At 63.7% G+C, this 16,383-nt stretch carries 14 protein-coding genes; 9 read left to right on the top strand and 5 right to left on the bottom strand.

The window, feature by feature from the left end; translation table 11 throughout:
- Window positions 1-3 precede the first annotated feature (3 nt).
- From ACOOE1_RS09170 to ACOOE1_RS09150, 5 genes are read left to right on the top strand one after another with little or no spacing between them, the layout of a single operon-like run.
- Entirely contained in the window at window positions 4-1,071 is a 1,068-nt protein-coding gene (locus tag ACOOE1_RS09170) for a hemin-degrading factor (RefSeq protein ID WP_420406045.1), read from the top strand.
- Window positions 1,068-1,910 carry a heme/hemin ABC transporter substrate-binding protein gene (locus ACOOE1_RS09165; RefSeq protein ID WP_420406044.1) on the top strand — a complete coding sequence of 281 codons (843 nt, stop codon included), beginning with the start codon at window positions 1,068-1,070 and terminating at the stop codon, window positions 1,908-1,910. The genes ACOOE1_RS09170 and ACOOE1_RS09165 overlap by 4 nt, the downstream gene beginning before the upstream one ends.
- 6 nt (window positions 1,911-1,916) lie before the next feature.
- Window positions 1,917-2,975, top strand: a complete 1,059-nt coding sequence (locus tag ACOOE1_RS09160) for a FecCD family ABC transporter permease (protein ID WP_420406043.1) — start codon at window positions 1,917-1,919, stop codon at window positions 2,973-2,975.
- A complete protein-coding gene (locus ACOOE1_RS09155) occupies window positions 2,975-3,772 on the top strand; it encodes a heme ABC transporter ATP-binding protein (RefSeq protein WP_420406042.1) in 798 nt (265 codons plus the stop codon). Before ACOOE1_RS09160 ends, ACOOE1_RS09155 begins: the two co-directional genes overlap by 1 nt.
- Window positions 3,773-3,790: 18 nt before the next feature.
- Window positions 3,791-4,099, top strand: a complete 309-nt coding sequence (locus ACOOE1_RS09150) for an antibiotic biosynthesis monooxygenase family protein (RefSeq protein WP_420406041.1) — start codon at window positions 3,791-3,793, stop codon at window positions 4,097-4,099.
- Window positions 4,100-4,144: 45 nt separating this feature from the next.
- On the opposite strand, the gene ACOOE1_RS09145 is transcribed toward ACOOE1_RS09150, so the two are convergent.
- Both ACOOE1_RS09145 and ACOOE1_RS09140 read right to left on the bottom strand, forming a co-directional pair.
- Window positions 4,145-4,447 carry a DUF2218 domain-containing protein gene (locus ACOOE1_RS09145; RefSeq protein ID WP_420406040.1) on the bottom strand — a complete coding sequence of 101 codons (303 nt, stop codon included), beginning with the start codon at window positions 4,445-4,447 and terminating at the stop codon, window positions 4,145-4,147.
- The gene (locus ACOOE1_RS09140) at window positions 4,447-4,929 is read right to left on the bottom strand and encodes an ATP-binding cassette domain-containing protein (RefSeq protein ID WP_420406039.1); all 483 of its coding nucleotides are present in this window, start codon (window positions 4,927-4,929) and stop codon (window positions 4,447-4,449) included. Before ACOOE1_RS09140 ends, ACOOE1_RS09145 begins: the two co-directional genes overlap by 1 nt.
- Before the next feature lie 94 nt (window positions 4,930-5,023).
- On the opposite strand from ACOOE1_RS09140, the gene ACOOE1_RS09135 reads away from it, so the two are divergent.
- Window positions 5,024-7,699 (top strand): tetratricopeptide repeat protein, encoded by a 2,676-nt coding sequence (locus ACOOE1_RS09135; protein ID WP_420406038.1) that lies wholly within the window; start codon window positions 5,024-5,026, stop codon window positions 7,697-7,699.
- 205 nt (window positions 7,700-7,904) lie between these two features.
- Window positions 7,905-10,049, top strand: coding sequence for a methyl-accepting chemotaxis protein (locus ACOOE1_RS09130; protein WP_420406037.1), 2,145 nt, complete (start codon window positions 7,905-7,907; stop codon window positions 10,047-10,049).
- Window positions 10,050-10,057: 8 nt separating this feature from the next.
- Here the strand turns inward: ACOOE1_RS09130 and ACOOE1_RS09125 are convergent, their stop codons facing one another.
- Window positions 10,058-11,521 (bottom strand): RimK family protein, encoded by a 1,464-nt coding sequence (locus ACOOE1_RS09125; RefSeq protein ID WP_420406036.1) that lies wholly within the window; start codon window positions 11,519-11,521, stop codon window positions 10,058-10,060.
- Window positions 11,518-12,639, bottom strand: a complete 1,122-nt coding sequence (locus ACOOE1_RS09120; RefSeq protein WP_420406035.1) for a peptidase C39 family protein — start codon at window positions 12,637-12,639, stop codon at window positions 11,518-11,520. Before ACOOE1_RS09120 ends, ACOOE1_RS09125 begins: the two co-directional genes overlap by 4 nt.
- Window positions 12,640-12,927: 288 nt before the next feature.
- Between ACOOE1_RS09120 and ACOOE1_RS09115 the strand changes: the two genes are divergently transcribed.
- Window positions 12,928-13,542, top strand: coding sequence for a LysE family translocator (locus ACOOE1_RS09115; protein ID WP_420406034.1), 615 nt, complete (start codon window positions 12,928-12,930; stop codon window positions 13,540-13,542).
- Here the strand turns inward: ACOOE1_RS09115 and ACOOE1_RS09110 are convergent.
- Window positions 13,539-14,822, bottom strand: coding sequence for an MFS transporter (locus tag ACOOE1_RS09110; protein ID WP_420406033.1), 1,284 nt, complete (start codon window positions 14,820-14,822; stop codon window positions 13,539-13,541). The genes ACOOE1_RS09115 and ACOOE1_RS09110 overlap by 4 nt on opposite strands.
- 165 nt (window positions 14,823-14,987) lie before the next feature.
- On the opposite strand from ACOOE1_RS09110, the gene ACOOE1_RS09105 reads away from it, so the two are divergent.
- Entirely contained in the window at window positions 14,988-16,373 is a 1,386-nt protein-coding gene (locus ACOOE1_RS09105) for a diguanylate cyclase (RefSeq protein ID WP_420406032.1), read from the top strand.
- Window positions 16,374-16,383 lie beyond the last annotated feature (10 nt).

Here is a 16,383-nt window from a genome sequence, read left to right as displayed (position 1 = left end):
GACATGACAAGACGATCGGCGGAACAGCTGCTGGCTGAGCTCAATCGCATGAACGAAGAGCAGGGGCCGGTACGCGCGCGAACGGCGGCGGCGTCTCTCGGCGTCCCGGAAGCCGCGCTTCTGGAGGCGAAGGAACTCGACGGCAGCGCCCGCCGGTTGTCGGTCTCGGGAATGGGGGTCGTGCCCCTGATCGAGCGATTGCCGGAGGTCGGCGACGTGATGGTGCTCACGCGCAACGAACATTGCGTGCACGAGAAGACCGGCGTGTTCGAGAACCTGCGCTTCAGCACCCATATGGGCTCCGCCTTCGGGAGGGAAATCGATCTCAGGATGTTCCTCACCAAATGGGTGACGGGGTTCCATGTGATCGATGTGTCGCCAAGAATGACCCGGCACTCGCTGCAGTTCTTCGACGCGACCGGGGCGGCGGCGTTCAAGATCTACGCCGTCGATGGCACCGACCTCGACGCTTTCGTCGCGCTTGCGGAGGATTATACGGACCGCGACCCGAAGCCGATCGAATTCACGGCCGCAGAGCCAGCGAAGCAGGACCGGCCGGACTCCGAAATCGACGTGGACGATCTCCGCGCGCGCTGGAGCCGGCTCGGCAACGGGCATCAGTTCAATCGCATGCTTGCGGACCTCGGTATCGGCCGGCTGCAGGCCCTGCGGCTTGCAGGGGAGGGTCTTGCACGTCCGGTGCCCGTGACCTCCGTCGAACACATGCTGAACAGCGTCGCCCAAAGCGGTCTGCCGGTCATGTGTTTCGTGCGCGGCCCCGGCTGCGTCCAGGTCCATTCGGGACCGGTCAAGACGATCAAGCGGGCCGCCGGCTGGCTCAATATCCTCGATCCGCGCTTCAACCTGCATCTGAGGGACGACGCGATCGCCTATTGCTACCTGGTCTGCAAGACCTCGACCGAAAAGGGTCTGAACATCACCTCGCTCGACAGTTTCGATGCGGACGGGAACGTGATCTGCCAGTTCTTTCCGGTCCGTGAGGAAGGTGCCGAGGAACCGGAAGCCTGGCTCGATCTGGTCAACGGTTTCGTCACGGGAGAGGCGGCATGAGGGGGCTTGCATCGCTTTGTCTCGCTGCAGCCCTCTTCTTTGCGCCGGGAGCAAATGCGGACAATCCCCGGCGGATCGTTTCCGCCGGCGGAGACATCACCGAGATTATCTATGCGCTCGGTGCCGGCGACCGGGTGGTCGCGGTGGACAGCACCTCCAACCATCCGGCCGGGGCGGCTTCGCATCAGCAGATCGGCTATATCCGCCGCCTCGCGGCCGAGGGTATTCTCTCGCTGCAGCCGGACCTGCTGATCGCCGCACATGACGCCGGACCGCCGGCAGCGATCGAGCAGCTCCGCGCGGCAGGACTCCGCGTCGAGCTCGCGCCGAAGGGCGACACGCCGGAGGGCGTGCTGGAAAAGGTCCGTTTCGTCGGCAAGGCCCTCGACTTGGAAGCCGCGGGCGAAGCCCTCGCGGCGCGGATCGAGAGCGATATGGCGAGAGCCATCGAAACCGCGAACGGCTATACGGACACGCCGCGGGTGATCTTCGTCCTGAGCGAGCGGGACGGCGCACCGCTTGCGGCCGGTGCCGGGACGTCCGCCGACGCGATCATCTCGTTGGCCGGGGCGTCCAACGCGGCGGGCGGTTTCTCCGGCTACAAGCCGATGTCGCAGGAAGCGATCATCGAGGCAGCGCCGGATGTGCTGCTGATGATGTCCCAGACGGTTGAGCGGCTGGGCGGGATCGACGCCATGCTCGCCCGTCCCGAATTCGCGTTGACGCCGGCGGGCAGGGAACGCCGCTACGTCGCCATGGAGGGCATGCTTCTGCTCGGCTTCGGCCCGCGGGCGCCGGAAGCGGTGCGGCGCCTCGCCACGGCCCTGCGCGGCGGCTGATCCGCGATGTCCGAAAGTACGATCATGCCCCGCCGCCTGGCGGCGCACTTCGGCGGGAGCCCGGTCTTCGCTCTGCTCGCAGGAGCTTTGCTGATCGTCGTGTTCGCCGAACTCGCGCTCGGACCGGTGAAGCTCGGGCCTGGCGATCTGCTGGCCGTGCTTCTCGGAGAGGGTGAGCGGGGCCCGACCGCGATCCTGCTGCAGATCCGCCTGCCGCGCGCGGTGCTCGGTCTTGCGGTCGGGCTCGGTCTCGCGCTGGCCGGGTGCGCCATGCAGGGGGTACTGCGCAATCCGCTGGCGGATCCCGGTCTGATCGGAGTGACGGCCGGGGCGGCGGTCGGTGCGGTCTCGGTCATTGTCCTCGGGCAATATTTCGTTGGCGATTTGCCGGTCCCGGTCCGGCCCTACGCGCTGCCGCTCGGCGCCTTCTTGGGCAGTCTCGCAGTGACCGCCTTCGTCTTCTCGCTCTCGCGGCGCGGCGGCGGCACCAACGTCGCCATGCTCATCCTCGCCGGCGTGGCGGTGAACGCCATCGCCGGCGCCCTGATCGGCGCCATGGTCTATGTCAGCGACGATCAGCAGCTCCGAGATCTTACCTTCTGGTCCATGGGCTCCATCGCTTCCGGCAACTGGATGCAGGTCTCGATCACCACGGCGCTCGCCCTGGCTGCCGCCACCGGGCTGCTGACCATGGGGCGCTCCCTCGATCTCTTCCAGCTCGGCGAACGCGCGGCCTTCCACTCCGGAATCGATATCGAGCGTGAGAAATGGCGCATCGCGCTGATGACCGCAATTGCCGTCGGGGCGGTGACGGCGGCGGCGGGGCCGATCGGGTTCATCGGCTTGGTCGCGCCGCACATGGCGCGACTTATCGTCGGTCCGGCGCACCGAAACGTGCTACCGGCGGCGGCCCTTGTCGGCGGAGTCCTGATTCTCGGCGCAGACCTCGCGGTCCGCCTCGCCGTGCCGCCGACGGAGCCACCGATCGGGCTCGCCACCAGCATGATCGGGGGCCCGTTCTTCCTCTGGCTGCTGATGCGGCGTCTGAAACGGGGAGGCCTATGATGCTGCAAGCCTTGGGCGTGGGGCACAGCTTCGGCCGGACAGAGGTGCTTCGCGACGTCAATGTCAGGGTGCGGCCCGGCGAAATGGTCGCGCTCTGCGGTCCGAACGGCGCCGGGAAATCGACGCTGCTCGCCGTCATGGCGGGGGACTACGCGCCGAAGCAGGGACTGGTCCAACTCGATGGGCGGAGCGTCGCGGATCTTCCCCCGAATGTGCTCGCCCGGCGTCGCGCCGTACTCGAGCAGGCCCCGTCCCTGAGCGCCGGTTTCACCGTCCGTGAACTGCTTGCGCTCGGCATTCCGCGCGATGTCCCGCCGGAGCGGGCCAATGTGCTGATCCGGGAGACTCTGCGCGACGTTGCCCTGACGGACCGGGCCGACGACAATTGCCTTATCCTCTCGGGCGGCCAGCGCCATCGGGCGCACCTGGCGCGCGTGCTGGTCCAGCTCGCGGCCTCGGACAAGGCCGGCGGCTACCTGATGCTGGACGAGCCGACCGCCAGCCTCGACATCGCGCACCAGCTCGCCACGATGCGGATCGCCCGTCGCGCGGTGCGCCTCGGTGACGGCGTGCTGGTGGTACTGCACGATCTGAACCTCGCCGCCGCCTTCGCCGACCGGGTGGTGCTGATGCATGAGGGGCGCGTCGTTGCGGACGGAGCCGGGACGGACGTCTTCACGACCGAGCGGCTCAGTGCCATCTATGAAACTGAAATTGCCGTGGAACGGGCCGGAAACGGCCGCCCGCGCATCGTGCCGGTCTACGATCCGGACACGCAGCCGGCCCATGGGGCCTGAACGTCAGAGGAGAGACGCATGTATATCGCCATGAACCGGTTCAAGGTTCTGAAGGGTTCGGAAGGAGACTTCGAGACCGTCTGGAAAAACCGCGACAGCCAGCTCGACCAGGTTCCGGGCTTCGTCGAGTTCCGATTGCTAAAGGGTCCGGAGGCGGAGGATCATACGCTCTACGCCTCGCACACGCTCTGGAAGGACTATGGGGCTTTCGTCGCCTGGACCAAGTCCGAGCATTTTCGCAAGGCGCACGCAAACGCCGGCAACAACAAGCCGCTCTACCAGGGACATCCGCAGTTCGAGGGCTTCGAGACGGTACAGAAGCTCTAGGACGGAGGCATGCGGATCGGATAAATCCCGAAAGGCGCCGGGGAGTCAGGCTCCGGGCGCCTTTTTGCCGTCTTCCCAGGACACGCTGAGTTCTTCCTTCCAGCCGAACCGGACGACATGGTCCTCGACGATGTATTTCACCCGGGCGAGGCCTTCGGTTTCCGGAGCGCTGCATTCGAGGGTCAGAGTTCCGTTCTCGGCCGTCATGTCGCAGGCGCCGAAGCCGAAATCGGCGTGGCCCCTGCCGGCGTCCCATGTCGCGGGGATCTTGTGGGCGATATGCTTGCAGAGCTGGACCAGGTAGCGGTCGGCCTTTTCCGTCCGGATGGCGGCGTGTGCATTGTGCATCAGTCTCTCCGGGAGATTGTTTCTTTGTCGGTTGCGTAGTCTGTGAGAATCATCGGTCGGCCCAGCGAGCAGGTCTCGATCCGCGCCTCGATTCCGTATGCGGCGCGGATCGTCTCCGCCGCAAGACCTCCCCGGATAGAACCGGCGGCGAGCAGCGCTCCATCCCGCAGGAGCATGAAGCTGTCGCAGAAGCGCATGGCGAGGTTCAGGTCGTGCAGGGCGACGAGGCAGAGCGCGCCGGTCTTCTCCGTGCGCTCGCGCACCAGGCCGAGCGCCTCGATCTCCCACCTCAGATCCAGCGCACTCGTCGGCTCGTCAAGCAGGTAGAGCGACGGCTCTCGTGCCAGGACCTGGGAAAAGCCGAGCCGCTGGCGTTGTCCGCCGGAGAGTGCGCCGACAGGTTTGAAGAACTGATCGGTGAGGCCGAGCCGCTCGAAGCCCGCCTGAACGATTTGACCTAGGCCCGGAACGACCGGCGGCATGCGGGTCCGTTCGGGATTCTTTCAAAGCCGATTGCAGACGGTATGATCGTTGCCGCAAGCGTCCGAAAGATGCGCGTCTTGGATCCGAGTGCACATGTCCGATCAGGCCTCAAATCTACAAGCTCTCCTGCAGCGCGGGGTTAGTGCGCACGGAGCTGGAAACCTCGTCGAGGCCGAACGGCTTTATCGGCAGGTCCTGGCTGAGAGACCCGGACAGCCGACGGCGCTCTATCTGCTCGGCGTGGTGGCGCTCCAGGTCGGGCGGGCGGATGTTGCGGTCGAGCTCATCACGCAAACGCTGCGAAGCCAGCCGGGGAATGCGGAGGCCCATTACAATCTCGGCAACGCCTATCAGGCACTCGGCCGCAATGCGGATGCGGAGCGCTGCTTTCAGGAAACGCTCCGTCTGCAGCCGGACTACGCTGCTGCGCATTACAATCTGGGCACGCTACAGAAAGCCGACGGCACACTTGAGGCCGCGGAACGGAGCTTCCGAGCCGCGGTGCGGTACGCGCCGGGCCTCGGCCAGGCCTGGTGCAATCTCGGCCTGGTGCTCTTCGAGCAGGATCGGGCGGAGGAGGCCGTTGCGGCATACCGGACCGGTCTGGAGGCCGTGCCGTCTCTGGCCGAGGGGCACAACAACCTCGGCAACGCGCTGGCCCGGCTCGGTCGGAGCGAGGAGGCCGTCGCCAGCTATCGCGACGCGCTCTCGGCCAATCCCCTCTACGGCGCGGCCTATCGCAATCTCGGGACCACTCTACGTGAGTGCGGGGCGGCAAAGGAAACGGAAGCACCCTTCCGCCGGGCCCTTCTCGTCGAGCCGGCATCCGCCGAAAACTGCTACAATTTCGGAACCTTTCTGGGGGCTGCCGGAGAGAAAGTCCGGTGGCTCCGGCGGGCTCTCGCCATTCGGCCGAACTACACGGCGGCCCAATACAACCTCGGGACCGCCTATCTCGCGGAAAGGGCCCTTGAAGACGCAGAGCATGAGTTTCTAAGCGTGGTCGCGAGATCGCCGGAGGATGCAAGAGCGTGGGGGAATCTCGGTGTCGTAGCGCAGAAGCAGGGCAAGACATTCATCGCCAGGGCTCACTACGTCAGATCCATTTGTCTGGCGCCGGAGAGAGTCGGCGCCCTGGCGAACGCGATTCCCATCCTGAAGTCCCTACTCGATTTCGATGGAGCGATGAAGCTGGCATGCGCCGGGCTTGTTATCGAGCCCCTATCTCAATCGGTGTTGGGCGCGCTCGGGATGATCTACCAGGCGAGAGGTGACGCTCGGGCCGAGTCGTTGCTGCGTTGCGCCATCATTTCGCAACCGGATATAGCCACGCCCTACCTGGATCTGGGCCTGGCGCTGAGAGAAAACAGCAAGAGCAAAGGTGCGGAGATTTCATTTCGGCGGGCCCGGTCGATTGCTCCCGACGAAGGTCTCGTCCTCGCCTATCTGGGACTTCATCTTGCCGACGCGACCGCATTCGAGGAAGCCTTTGCGCTCTCCACCCGAGCCGTGGAATTGCATCCCGGCAATCCTGATCTGCACAGGATGCTCCTGTTTTTCCTGCATTACGTTCCGGAGATCGATGCAGAGCGTTACGTTGCGGCCTACAGGCGTTTCGACAAAGAGATCGGCGGCCCTCTGAGGCGTCTGCAGCAGCCGCATCGGAATCGGAAGGATCCGGGCAAACGAATCAAGATCGGCTATGTCGGAGCCTCCTACCAGCGTCATTCGAGCACGAGTTTTTTCCTGCCGTTGCTGCGCTACCACGATCATGACCGTTTCGAGATCCACAATTACGCGTTTCACCCGGACAAGGCCGACCGGTTCACCGATCAGATGCGCGCGCTCTCCGATCATTGGATTCCGACCTTCGGAATCGGCGACCGCGATCTGGCGGAGCGCATCCGTGCCGACGGGATCGACATTCTCGTTGACCTTTGCGGGCACACAAGGGCCAACAGGTTGACGGTCTTTGCGGAGAAACCGGCGCCGGTATCGATGCATTGGCTCGATCACGGCGTAACCACCGGATTGACCGCGATCGATTATTTCCTCGGCGATCCTGTCTTCACACCGGAAGGCTCGGAAGAGCTGTTCTCCGAGAGGGTCTGGAACCTGCCGCGGACGGTGTTTCCCTATGAGCCCCTTGATCCCGATGAGACGGTTACCCCGTCTCCGGCTCCAGGGAACGGCTTTGTGACTTTCGGAATTGTCTCCCGTCTGATGCGGATCAACGAGAGTGTCATTCGATTGTGGTCCTCGATCCTGAATCGCCTGCCACATGCACGTTTTGCCCTCTTCAGCCATTCCTTCCGCGACACGGCCGTGGTGGCAGAACTCGAGCAGCGATTTGCAGTCCACGGCATCCGCAAGGAGCGGCTGATTGTCGGGTATTGTGCCAACGTCCGGGACGCCCACGCTCAGATCGATATCCTGCTCGACAGTTTCCCGCACAATGCCGGAGTCACCTTTTACGAAAGTGTCTACCAAGGTCTGGCAGCGGTGACTCTCCGGGGGAAACCAGCGATCGGAACGCTCGGCAGCTCGATGCTGACCCAGCTCGGGCATCCGGAATGGATCGCGGAGACCGAGGAAGACTATGTCCGCATCGCATGCGACCTCGCCTCCGACATCGACCGTCTGGCGCATCTGCGACGGACCTTGCGGGGTGAAATGGAACGCTCGCCGCTGATGGACGGCCCCGCGTTCGCCCGTGATTTCGAGAATGCCTGCCGTTCGATGTGGGTCAGATGGTGTGAGTCCGGTTGATGCCCCCGGTGCGGACAAGCTTGGTACCGTGTTGAAGTCGCGGAAAATTTTAGATTTATGCCGTGAATTGGAGACGGCTTATTAACTTATTTCTGGCTCCATAAACTCATTGGCGAGCCAAGCTTGAATTCCGTCATGTTTTGGCTGATACGGTCGGTAGGGCATTGCGGACCGGCAATAATAAAATTTAGGTGGGTGGGGTTACGTGAAGAACATCAATCTGTCGACCAAGATCCCCGCGCTTGTCGGGATCGCGACGGCGCTTTCGATCCTGGTGGTCGCGTCTTTCAGCTATTTCCAGTCCGCGCGGCAACTGGAGGATCGGGCGGTCGCCCAACTCGAGGCCATGTCCGTGGCGCGCGTCTCCGCGCTCCGTACCCTGCTGGATTCCATTCGTGACGATCTCTTGATCGTTGCCGCCAATACCGGAACGGACAAGGCGTTGAACGGGTTCAAGTTCGGATTCCGGCTCTTCGCACGCAAGGGCAACCCGACCGAGACGCTTCAAAAGCTCTATATCGAGGACAACCCGAACCCGCCCGGCAGCAAGCAGCTTCTCGACAAGGCCGAAGACGATTCCGGGTACACGAAATATCACCTCGAGAACCATCCCTGGTTCCGCAAGCTGGCGGAGGATCGCGGTTACGCCGATGTCATGCTCATCGATAGCGAAGGCAACATCGTTTACAGCGTGCTGAAGGAACAGGATTTCGCGACCAATCTGTTCGAAGGAACCTGGAAGGAAACGAAGCTGGCTGAAACGGTCGCCAGGCTTGCGGAAAGCCCGGAAGCCGGCCGCGTCGAGATGACCGATTTCCATTCTTACGAGCCGCGCGGCGGTGCGCCGACGGCCTTCATCGCGACGCCGCTTTTTGTTCGGGACGAGTTCGCGGGCAGCCTAGTGTTCCATATCCCCGGTACTCTGATCGACCATCTGATGCGTGATACCGCGGGCATGGGCGAAACCGGCGAGACGATTCTTGTTGGCGCCGACCGCCTTCTGCGCAGCTCTTCCCGCGTTTCCGGCGCGGAAGCGGTCCTGCAAGCAAAGGCGGAGACCGAGGCGGCGGACCGTGCGCTGGCAGGCGAGGAAGGTCAGATCAAGGGTGCGAACTATCTCGGTACCGCAGTCTATACCGTCTACAAGCCGCTTGAGTTCGCCGGGGTGAGATGGGCGGTACTGGGCGAGATGAGCGAGGCGGAAATCCTCGGGCCCGTTCGCGAGATGCGGAACATCCTCGCCATCGTCGGCGTTGTGATGTTCGTTCTTCTGGCCGGCATCGGCTACACCACGGCCCGAACGGCATTGCGGCCGGTCGTGCGGATGACCGACGTCATGAACGAGCTTTCTCAGGGTAACCTCGAGGTCGAGATTCCGGGGGCGGGACGCGGTGACGAGATCGGTGAAATGGCCGGAGCCGTGGAGGTGTTTCGGGAGAACATGGTCCGGAACGAGGAAATGAAGGCGGAGCAGGAACGCTCGCAGCAGCGCCGGGAAGCCCGAGCGAAGAAAATCGAGGAGATCACCCAGAATTTCGACCAGGCCGTGAGCGAAGCCCTGCGAAGTGTCGCCAGCGCCACCACGGAGCTCGATTCCACGGCGCAGTCCATGGCTGGCATTGCCGATAACACCCAGTCCCAGGCGGATTCCGTCGCTGCCGCGTCGAGCGAGGCCTCCGCGAATGTGGACACGGTGGCGGCCGCGGCCGAACAGCTTGCCTCCTCTATCAGGGAAATCGGCCAGCAGGTGAGCGAGTCGACGCGGATCAGTTCGGAGGCCGCGGAGCAGGCGGAACACTCGCGGGAATCCGTGGTCGGTCTCGATCAGGCGGCGCAGAAGGTCGGCGAGATCGTCGGACTGATCAACGATATCGCCGAACAGACGAATCTGCTTGCCCTGAACGCGACCATCGAGGCCGCACGGGCCGGCGAGGCGGGAAAGGGATTCGCCGTCGTGGCGAGCGAAGTCAAGAGTCTCGCCAACCAGACCGCGAAGGCGACCGAGGACATCACCACGCAGATTTCCGCCATGCAGTCGGAAACGACCAACGCGGTGAATGCGATCCGGACCATTGCGGAAACCGTGGCAAGGGTGAGCGAGATCGCGACCGGCATCGCCTCGGCGGTGGAGGAACAGAACTCGGCGACCTCGGAGATCAGCCGCAACGTTCAGGAAGCCGCCCAGGGCACCCAGATGGTTTCCGCGAACATCTCCTCGATGACTGAAGGCGCACAGGAGACCGGTACGGCCGCGGGACAGGTGTTGCAGACCGCCCGCGAGGTGGCGCAGCAGTCGAATTCGCTGAACGAGACCGTGCGCCGCTTCCTCGACGAGGTTCGCAACGCCTGACGGCGCGTCTACTTCGCTTCCAGACGCTCGAGGAACCAGCCGAGCAGCCGGCGCCAGAGCTCGTCGCCGAGCGCGGCACCCTCGATGTTGGTGTCCAGATTCGGGTTGTCGTTGATTTCGATGACGAAGACCCCGTCGGCGTTCTGCTTCAGATCGACACCGTAGAGGCCGTCGCCCATCTTGGCGGCGGCCTTCACCGCGATTTCGACGACTTCGGCCGGTGCCTGTTCGACCGGCATGGTCTTGAAGCCGCCCTCGTCAAACTTTCCGTCGGCCTTGTGGTGCACGATCTGCCAGTGCTTGCGGGCCATCAGGTACTGGCTGACATAGAGCGGTTTTCCGCCGAGCACGCCGACCCGCCAGTCGAAATCCGTCGGCATGAATTCCTGCGCCAGAAGCAGGTCGGTTTCCCGGAACAGGTTGCCGCTGAGCGCGCTCAGGGCGGCCATGTCGTTCACCTTGTGAACGCCGCGGCTGAAGGAACCGTCGGGTATCTTCACGACCATCGGAAAGCCAATCGACTCCGCCGCCTTCGCGAGGCCGCCGACAGAGGACATGACCACCGATTTCGGGATCGGCAGTCGAGCCGCTTCCATCATTTCCTTCAGGTACACCTTGTTGGTGCAGCGGATCATCGACATCGTGTCGTCGATCACGGGCATGCCTTCCTGCTCGGCACGCCGGGCGAAGCGGAAGGTGTGGTCGTTGACCGAGGTCGTCTCCCGGATGAAGAGCGCATCGAACTCGGCGACACGCGGCAGGTCCTTTTTCTGGATCGGTTCGACCTCGACTCCCAGCTTCGCGCCCACCATCGCCAGCCGCTTCAGCGAACCGAGCTGGGTCGGTGGCATTGTCTCCTTCGGGTTGTGCAGGACCGCAAGGCTCCAGCGCAGCGGGGTTTTCGATTTCGGCCCCGACCAGGCGCGTCGGCAATGCACCGCCATGGCCTGGGTGAAGAACTCCCTGTCCTCCGCCCTGAGGCCTTTCGGCGAGACCGGTTTCAGGCTCCTGATCCGGGTCCATTCGCCGGTATCGATCTTGACTGCGATCATCGGGCAGCGGAACCAGTCGAACAGCAGCCGGGCGAACTTGTCGTATCCCGCGATCGAGGGGCGGCCGAAGGCGACCAGCATCACGAAGCTTTCCTGTTCCGGCTCGGCCTTCCGGTTGCGGTCGCGGTTCAGCGCTTCCTCGAGCTCCGGCAGCGCCGAGGCGTAGAGGGTCTTGCGGGACAGCTCCAGCATGGTCTGGACCGTGGGAATAACGCGGTGGCCGCGTGCTTCCGCCAGCAGTGAGGCATAATAACCCGCACTCTGGTAGGCGTAGCTCCGGGCCAGATTGATTACCACGGGTCTGAGGCCGTTGAAGAGCCCGGCCGCCGACAGGTAGTCGCGGACCGACAGCACCTTGTGCGGCGTGTCGGAGTGGTCGATGTCTTTCCGGCTTTCCGTGAGTATCAGCCAGTCCGTCACTGCGTCCTATCCTTTCGAACGGTGATCGCCGCCCTCAGCCTGCCGCGGCCCCAGCGTGCCATCCGGCCGAACGCCTCCTTCGGCACGGGCAGGGCCGCTGCCGCGCTCTCGGTCTCGAGGGCATCGGTTTCGACCCACGGATCGTGGATCAGAAAGCGGCCGTTCTCCTCGCCATAGACGAGGACCCAGTGCGGCGTGCGGCTGCCGACCATCTGGTAGAGACTGACCAGGACTATGGCAAAGGCCCCGTCGGCGAGTGCGGCGCTGAGCCCGGCATTGTCGAGCGGGGTGATCTGGATCGGAATTTCCATGTCCTTCGCGGTCCGCCGGTAATCCTCCTGGATCAGGGTCAGGGCCTCGCGCCGATCCTTTTGCCGGACACTGTCGAGGAAAAGCGGCGGTTCCTGGCTGACGTGGACTTCGACGGCGAGGCCGTGGCGTGCCAGGGCCACGGCCATGCCGACGGGCTCGCAGCCGCCATGGCCGGATTGCATGAAGACCGTCGTTGACTCGCGCCAGAGACGGAATTCCTCCACCCGGCTGAATGCGTAGTCCGGGTCGAATGCCTTCAGCGCCATCATCATGCAGGACGGGCCGCAGGTGAAATCGGAGGTCTGGAAATAGTAGGAGGGGGTCGACGCCGACAATGACGGGCGCACGAGCCTCTTCTCGTAGCGCAGGGCGTCCGAGTGGTCCTCGTAATAGCCGAGATACTTGCCGAACTCACGGTATCCGAGGCGCTCATAGAGCGCGATCGCCGGGGTATTGTCCGGTCTGACCTCGAGGCGCATCGAGAGACAGTCATGGTTTCGGGCCACGTCTTCGCCGGCCTCAAGCAACGCGGCCGCGGCGCCGCAGCCGCGGGCCGCCGGCAGGACGGCGATCGAGTAGAGCCGGGCGAGGGCCGTGCCGCGGCGAAACAGGATCAGAATGTACCCCGCGAGGCCGTCATCCGTCTCGGCGACCAGGAGGGCGCTGTGGCCGTGTCGGACGAACTCCCGGAAGCTGCGGCGGCTCAGCCGGTCGCTGTCGAAACAGGCGACCTCGATCTCGGTAAGGGCGTCGATGTCCGCAAGCGCGGCGGCACGTATCCGCACCTCGCTCGAGGGGGCGGTCACCGCAAGTCGTGTCCGCTGATCTGGGTGTGAAATCGTCGTACTTTCCGCAGTTTCGCAATTCGCTATCAGGCGGACGCAATAACCGTTCCCGGCGCGTCCCTCCTGACGGGACCGTTTCGCTTCGATCCCCGAATTCCACGCGATTATATACGATTGCTGCAGGAGTAAGGATATTTGAGTTGCGAAATCGGGCCACCGAATTTCTTGGACTGTCCGGACGGTCGCGCGCTTGAATTGCCGTCTTCGGGGCGGCAGACTTCGGCCATAATCTTAAGGAGCCCGTCGTCCATGGATGTCACCTCGCTGCTGGTCTTCGCCCTTGCCCTCGCTCTCGCCGCCGGATCGCCCGGGCCGAGTCTTGCCGCGCTCGTGGCGCAGGTGCTGGCGCGCGGCTGGCGAGCGGTCCTGCCGTTCGTGCTGGCGATGTGGCTGGGCGAGCTGATCTGGCTGACCATGGCGATCGTCGGCCTGGTCGCCGTTGCGGAGACCTTCCATGCCGCTTTCGTCGTCATCAAGTGGCTCGGTGTCGGCTACCTCGCCTGGCTCGCCTGGAAAATGTGGACGGCTCCGGCGGAAACCGCCGGAGCCACGCTGCCGGAGCCGCGCGGCGGGTTGAAGATGTTTCTCTCCGGCATGGCCGTGACGCTCGGCAATCCGAAGATCATGGTGTTCTATCTCGCCCTCCTGCCGACCCTGATCGATCTCGGGAATGTCGGCTTCGCGGACTGGGTAAGCATCTCCATGACGCTGCTGATCGTGCTCGCCGCGATTGACCTGTCCTATGTCGTGCTCGCCGCCGGTGCGCGGAACCTGATGCGCAGCCCGCGTGCCGTCCGCATCGCGAACCGGACCAGCGCCACGGCGATGGGCGGTGCGGCCGTTGCCATTGCGCTCAGGGACTAGGAGGAGGGCTTGTCTCCTGACGGCGTAACGTCTTGCTGGGAAGGTCCTTCGTCCGGACTCAGCGGATCGACCGCCGACGTCGTCTGCGCCATGAGCACCGCATCGTTGAAGGGAATGTGCTCCTCAAGCGGTGCCGGGGCGCGGATCTTCATACGGTAGGCGCAGAACGCCGCCGCCAGGATATGGATGCTGGCGGTGAAGGCGAACAGATACTCGATCCCCACGATGCCGATCATCGCCGACGCCATCGTCGGTCCCGCAATGGCGCCGATGGCGAAGACCAGCAGCAGTCCGCTGGCGGCCTCGACATAGTCCGAGGGCTCTGTGATGAAATCGTTCAGGTGCGCGACGCTCAACGAATAGATCGGGAAGGCAAACAGCCCGAACAGGAAGCCGAAGATGATGGCCCCGTTCGGAACGAATCCGGCGAGCAGGACCATGCCGAGCCCGGCCGCGGCCGATCCGAGGCAGGCACCGATGATGACGTAGCGGCGGTCGATCCTGTCCGAGAGATGGCCGAGCGGCCATTGCCCGACGGCACCGGCAATCACCACGATGCTCATGAACCAGGCGACGTTGGCGATCGTGTGCTCCCCCGTCGCATTCAGGGCGTAGACCGGTGCGAGCGACCAGAAGGCGCCGTTCGCAAGTCCGACCGCGATGCAGCCGACGACGCCGACCGGCGAGATCCGGAACAGGTGCACGAGACGGAGCTGAACGACGTCAAGTGGCGCCGGCTGGTCGATCCGCGTCAGGGCAATCGGGACGGCGGCGATGGAGACGAGAATCGAGGCGAGGGCGAAGAGTGGAAAGCTGCCCGGGTCGGCCGTTATCAGCAGGATCTGGCCGACCGTGATGACGGTGAGGTTGATGATCGTGTAGACCGAGAAGACGAGACCGCGGTTCTCGTTCGTCGACTTCTCGTTGAGCCAGCTTTCGATCACCATGTAGAGCACGGCGAAGCAGAAGCCGGTGACCGCACGCAGACCCCACCAGATCACCGGTTCCACGACCAGGGCATGAACCAGCACGACCGTCGAGGCCACGGCGACCATTCCGGTGAAGGTCCGGATATGCCCGACCACCCGCAACACCCGCGGCCCGTAGAGGCAGCCCGCCATGAAACCGAGGAAATAGGCCGAACCGAGGATGCCGATCTCCACCGAGGCAAAGGCCTCCATCCCGGCGCGGACCGGCAGCAGCGTGCCCTGAAGGCCATTGCCCATGAGCAGGATTGCGATGCTGATCAGCAGAGGCAGCAGTGGTGTGATCGAGGCCATGGGGCGGGACTATAGGAGGGCGCTCTTCCCGGCTCAAGGCCGCGCCGGGCGGGTCGTTTCCCGGGGGGGGGCGCGGAACATTTTCGAATTATCGACAAAATAATGCTAAAAGGGTGAGTAGTGGAGCATTCAGAACTGCCCGTTCACATAATCGGGGGCACGCTCATGAATATCGGTGATTTCAGCGGGCTGAAGTTGAAGAGCCTGCTCGAACACGCGCATATCGGGGTGGTGATCCATCGGTTCGATACCTCGATCGTCTACGCCAATCCGACCGCCCTTCGCCTGCTCGGTATGGAGTACGACCAGATCCTCGGGAGAGACGCGGAAGATCCCGGATGGTACTTCATTGACGAATTCTCGAACAAACTCCCGGCCATGGAGTATCCGGTCAACAAGGTCATTTCGACCAACGGGCCGCTGCATAACGAAGTCGTCGGGCGGTTCGACGCGAAAACCCATGAAGTGGTCTGGTATCTCGTCAATGCCTATCCGGAGACCGAGTCGGAAGCTCGTTTCATCGTCGTTACGTTCAACGAGATTACCGAGCAGAGGCATCTTTTCTCCTATCGCGACATTGTCGAGAACGCGCAGGACGTGATCATCGTGACCGATGCCGAGCGCCCGACGGAACCCCTGGGCCCCCAGATCGTGTTCGTGAACAGGGCGTTCGAGGAATTGACCGGATATACCGCCGAAGAGGCGATCGGCGAGACACCGCGCATGCTGCAGGGCAAGGGGACGGACCGAGACTGTCTCGACCGCATTCGCGAGGCGCTGGTCCGGCACGAGCCGATCCGCGAGACGATCCTGAACTACTCGAAGACCGGCAAGCCATACTGGCTCGACATGGAGATCTTCCCGCTCCGCAACAAGTTCGGAAAGGTCACGCATTTCGCCGCCATCGAGCGCGACGTGACGGAAAAGACCTTCTACGCGGATCAGCTTGAAAAGCGGAACGAGGACCTGAAGGCGCTCAAGGCGAGCCTCGAGAAGATGATCGAGCAGCGCACCAGCGAGCTGCGTTCGGCCAATTACGCATTGCACAAGATGGCGCATTTTGACGATCTCACCGGCATACCGAACCGCCGCAGCTTCATGGATCAGGCGCAAAAGGTCCGCAGCCTGGCCCGGAGGCACGGTTTCTCCCTGCTCGTCGGTGTCCTTGATCTCGACCATTTCAAGAAGATCAATGACAAGCATGGACACGACGCCGGCGACGAGGTGCTGAAAGCGGTTGCCGGTGTGATCAAGGAGGAGTTCCGGGACGAGGACGTTTATGGCCGGATAGGGGGTGAAGAGTTCGCCTTTGTCTTGTTGCTCAAGGAGCGCGCGCACGCCGGTGCGGCGGCAAACCGATTGCTGGAGGCGATCCGGTCATGCCCCTGTTCCAGCGAGAAATCCGGAATGCGGGTTACCGCAAGCGTAGGTATGTGCGTTGCAGCGGGTGACCACGACGCCACGCTGGAGCAAATGCTCAAGGCTGCCGACGAGGCGCTCTACGAGGCGAAGCGGGGCGGGCGCAACCGCGTGGTCGAGCGAGTTCTCTGAGCGCCGGTCC

The organism is Nisaea sp. (assembly GCF_965216895.1).
GTDB lineage: Bacteria > Pseudomonadota > Alphaproteobacteria > Thalassobaculales > Thalassobaculaceae > Nisaea.
Note: the sequence above shows the minus strand (reverse complement) of the source record. Positions and strands in the feature narration are given on the sequence as shown.